Source organism: Serratia sp. (in: enterobacteria), from assembly GCF_046715635.1.
Classification (GTDB): domain Bacteria; phylum Pseudomonadota; class Gammaproteobacteria; order Enterobacterales; family Enterobacteriaceae; genus Chania.
The window spans coordinates 1-4,278 of the sequence record NZ_JBKJYW010000357.1; the positions used below are offsets into that span (position 1 = coordinate 1).

4 protein-coding genes are annotated in these 4,278 nt (G+C 52.3%); 2 read left to right on the forward strand and 2 right to left on the reverse strand.

The features are described from left to right. Positions 1 to 176: 176 nt before the first annotated feature. Positions 177 to 1,109, reverse strand: a complete 933-nt coding sequence (gene prmB, locus ACLQ7H_RS18755; RefSeq protein ID WP_411753967.1) for a 50S ribosomal protein L3 N(5)-glutamine methyltransferase — start codon at positions 1,107 to 1,109, stop codon at positions 177 to 179. Positions 1,110 to 1,291: 182 nt separating this feature from the next. On the opposite strand from prmB, the gene smrB reads away from it, so the two are divergent. Together smrB and ACLQ7H_RS18765 are read left to right on the forward strand one after the other, a co-directional pair. Further along, entirely contained in the window at positions 1,292 to 1,822 is a 531-nt protein-coding gene (smrB, locus tag ACLQ7H_RS18760; RefSeq protein ID WP_411753968.1) for an endonuclease SmrB, read from the forward strand. A gap of 328 nt (positions 1,823 to 2,150) precedes the next feature. Continuing rightward, positions 2,151 to 3,812, forward strand: coding sequence for a ShlB/FhaC/HecB family hemolysin secretion/activation protein (locus tag ACLQ7H_RS18765; protein WP_411753969.1), 1,662 nt, complete (start codon positions 2,151 to 2,153; stop codon positions 3,810 to 3,812). A 56-nt stretch (positions 3,813 to 3,868) separates the two neighbouring features. On the opposite strand, the gene sixA is transcribed toward ACLQ7H_RS18765, so the two are convergent. Next, positions 3,869 to 4,278: phosphohistidine phosphatase SixA (gene sixA, locus ACLQ7H_RS18770; RefSeq protein WP_411753970.1), on the reverse strand; the 410-nt coding region annotated here is incomplete at its 5' end.

Below are 4,278 nucleotides of genomic sequence, written 5' to 3' on the forward strand. Positions count from 1 at the left end.
GCACACCGTCTACGATACATCCCAGCGCCACACCGTGAGATTCACCAAATGTGGTGACGCGGAAAAACTGCCCAATACTGTTCCCTGCCATCACGGCTCCTTACCGTTGGTTGTCATCCCGTTCGGCTTGCAAACGGGGTACACAGGCCCGCACTATCGCGGGCCCAGGTTGTTGGTTAGCTGCGGTAGAGGCTGAAACTTTCTTTACAGTCAATCAGCTGCTGTTTGGTCAACATGAATACGCCGTCCCCGCCGTTATCAAACTCCAGCCAGGTGAACGGAATATCCGGATATTGTTCCATCAGATGTACCATGCTGTTGCCCACTTCACAAATCAGCACGCCGTCATCGCTCAGGAAGTCTGGCGCACAGGCCAGAATACGACGCACCAGCTTCAGACCGTCGCTACCTGCGGCCAGGCCCAGCTCCGGCTCAAAGCGGAACTCTTGCGGCAGGTCAGACATATCTTCCGCATCGACATAAGGCGGGTTGGTGACGATCAGATCGTATTGGATCGCGGGCACATCACGGAACAGATCGGAGCGGATCGGGATCACCTGATGTTCCACGCCGTGTGCCTGAATATTGCGCTCGGTCACGGCCAGCACGTCGGTGGAAATATCTACCGCGTCCACTTCCGCTTCTGGGAAAGCATAGCCACAGGCGATGGCGATACAACCGCTGCCGGTACACATATCCAGGATATGGCGTGGCGGATGTGGGATCAGCGCGCTGAAGCGATCGTTGATCAGCTCACCAATCGGTGAACGTGGCACCAGCACGCGCTCATCGACATAGAACTCCATGTCGCAGAACCAGGCTTTGTTGGTCAGGTAGGCAACCGGGATGCGCTCGTTGACACGGCGGATCACGCGCTCAACGATGCGGTGACGCTCACTGGAGGTCAAACGCGCAGTGCGCATGTCTTCAGGAATATCCAACGGCAGGAACAGGCTAGGCAAGACCAATTGCACGGCTTCGTCCCACGGATTATCGGTTCCGTGGCCATAGTAGATATTGGCGGCGTTAAAACGGCTTACGGCCCAGCGCAGCATATCCTGAATGGTGTGCAGCTCATTCACTGCTTCTTCGACGAAAATTTTGTCCAATTTGCCCTCCGGCAGGCGCGATAATTCATGATTTAGCCCCGTAGTTTGCCATGAAGCCTGCGACAAATCAGCAGCTATAGCAGTCAAGAGGCATTCTCGTTAACATTAAGCACCCGTTTTGCGTCGACAGCCGCCTTCGAGCAGGTAAACTAACGCCATAAATGACAGGCGATGAGAGAATAATGAAGAATAAGCACCCTGTGAGCAAAGATGAATTGTTGCTCTTTAGAGAGTCGGTAGCCGGAGCAAAGAAGCTACAGCAGGACACCATCGTCCACCCGAAACCTAAAATGAAAACCAAGCAGATCGCGCCACAGCGTCTGTTGCAAGAACAGGTGGATGCCAGCTTTTACTTTTCCGACGAATTCCAGCCGCAGCTGGATGATGAAGGCCCAACGCGCTATGTGCGCCCCGGCTACAGCCATTATGAGTTGAAGAAACTGCGCCGCGGGGATTACGTGCCGGATCTGTTCCTGGATTTGCATGGTTTGACACAGATGCAGGCCAAGCAAGAGCTGGGGGCGATGATCGCCGCCTGCAAGCGTGAACACGTGCATTGTGCCTGCGTGATGCACGGCCACGGCAAACATATCCTCAAGCAGCAAACGCCGCTGTGGTTAGCGCAACATCCGGACGTGCTGGCGTTTCATCAGGCTCCTAAAGAATGGGGAGGGAGTGCAGCGGTGCTGCTGCTGGTTGAGCTGCCAGAGTAGCGCTAATGGTATATCCATCCAGACTCGGATTTATATGGCGCGCGGCCCCGTTCAGGTCGCGTTGTGCTCAACAAAATAACCAACAGCTATTTTCATTTTTCACTCAGTCATTGATTACCAAGTGAATAAACCCTCACCAACAATCGTTACGCACTCAGAAAAATCATTATTATAACTCTCGTTATTATAGAAAGATCCTGTATTCCCCCAGTCGGGTAGACAAGGGGGGTATTCCCCGTAGAATGCGGCCCTTCGTTTTAAATCATTTATGATTTTCCAAAACTTGTACCGTTGAGTCAAAATAAAAAGCGGCCAATAAGGATATTAAATGCATTTTCGCTTTCCCAATGCTTGGCTATTGCTTATTTTTACCCCACTGGTTCAGGCGGCTGAAAATGGCCAATTTATTGAGCAGCAAATGAGCCATCAGCAGGAACAGGAAAAAGCACGCTACAACCAATTGGAAACCGTAGGTAAAGACGTTCGCTCCTCTGGCAACGGTAGTCTAAGCACCAGCATTGATTTTCCTGAAGAACAACCCTGCTTCACCCTACAACGGGTTGAACTGAACCAGGACGACAAGATCCCCCATTGGATACCATTGCATAAACTGACAGCACAGGCGCAAGGGCGCTGCCTGGGGATCCAGGGGGTGAAAACACTCGCGACCGCTATACAAAATAACCTGATTGGACATGGCTATATCACTACCCGGGTAATGATCCCTCAGCAAAACCTGTCGGAGGGGCTTCTCACGTTGGATATCCAACCCGGCACCATTGGTGACGTCAGGCTAACGGACGACAGTGATAAGTACATCAGCTTGCACACTACCTTCCCAGGCAGCCAAGGGGATCTGCTGGATCTGCGTGCTATTGAGCAGGGGTTGGAAAACATGCAACGCATTCCTGATGTCGTTGCCAATATCTCGCTCCATCCAGGCAGTAAGCCGGGGGAATCCGATCTGGAAATAACCCGTAAGCAACCCTCATTCTGGCGTCTGGGAGGTTGGCTGGATGATTCAGGCAGTAAACAAACCGGGCGTTATCAAAGCGGTCTGGCTTTATATATTGATAACCCGACCTCGATGAACGATCTGTTCTATGTTTCTGCCGGCCGTGATTTGCAGTTCCAATCGACCCGTCATTCTAATAATGGCTCTTTATACTACTCGGTGCCCTACGGCTTCTGGTCATTGGATTTATATGCCAGCCGCAGCGAATATTTACAAAATATCAATGGCTTCTATACCGATTTTTCCTACCGCGGCAAGTATCGCAACCTTAGCTTAAAAGTAAATCGCCTGTTGTATCGCAACGCGAGCCAAAAAAACACGCTCAGCTTTCAAGTCCTCAAGCGTAACTCGCATTTTCATCTGAACGATACGGAACTGCAGTTACAGAAGCGTAATATGACCCACTGGAGCCTTGAGTTCAATCACCGCCACTATGTCGGCCAGTCTGTTGTCGATGCCATGTTGAGTTATCAGCGTGATACCTCCTGGTTTGGGGCCGAAAGACCGGTGGACAGTGCTCCATCAAGCCGCATCGTCAATCTGGATGTCAGTACCTATACGCCTTTTACCGTGAAAGATCTCTCACTGAGTTATCAATCCCGCTTTCGCCAGCAATATAGCCCAGACCGCCTGACCACCCAGGATCAGTTCAGTATCGGTAACCGCTGGACCGTACGTGGTTTTGACGGGGAAGTGAATATGATGGCCAATAAGGGCTACTACCTGCGTAATGACCTGAACCTAAACCTGCCCAAACTGGGGCAGCAATTATACCTGGGTATGGATTATGGCCGGGTGAAGGGTGACGGTAGTAACGACTTCGCCGATGGTCACTTGCTCGGTAGCATTGCTGGTATTCGAGGGAGGGTAAAAGCGGTCGGTTATGATGCCTTCGTCGGAGTGCCTCTGGCCAAGCCCGATAATTTTACCACCAGCCCGGTCAACCTGGGCTTTACGTTACAATGGCAATTTTGATGACTTTAATGACAAAGGGCGATGTTTATCATCGCCCTTTGAGGGTGGGAACAAGTTCAGACCTTGGCCATCACCTGTGACGGGCTGACCTGCCATTCAAACTTGCCAATGCTGCCATCCTCGGACAGATCGACATTAGCGATGGCGGAGGTAGCAAACATGGGTGGGCATTCCCCAGGGCACAGCTCGGCCACCAGATAACCCACCAGCGGTAGATGGGAAACCACCAGCACTGCACCTACGCCCTCTTTCGCCAGCGCCTGCAGATAGCAGCTCACCAGCCCGGCATCACCGCCCGGCGTCAGCTCAGGCAGCACTTCTTCGCCTTCCGGCAGCGTTAACGCTTCGCGCACCGTTTCCAGCGTCTGTTCGGCCCGTAGATAGGGGCTGACCAGCACTCGTTCAATATCCACTGACTTGGTATTCAACCAGGCCGCCATCTGACGCGACTCATCACGGCCACAAA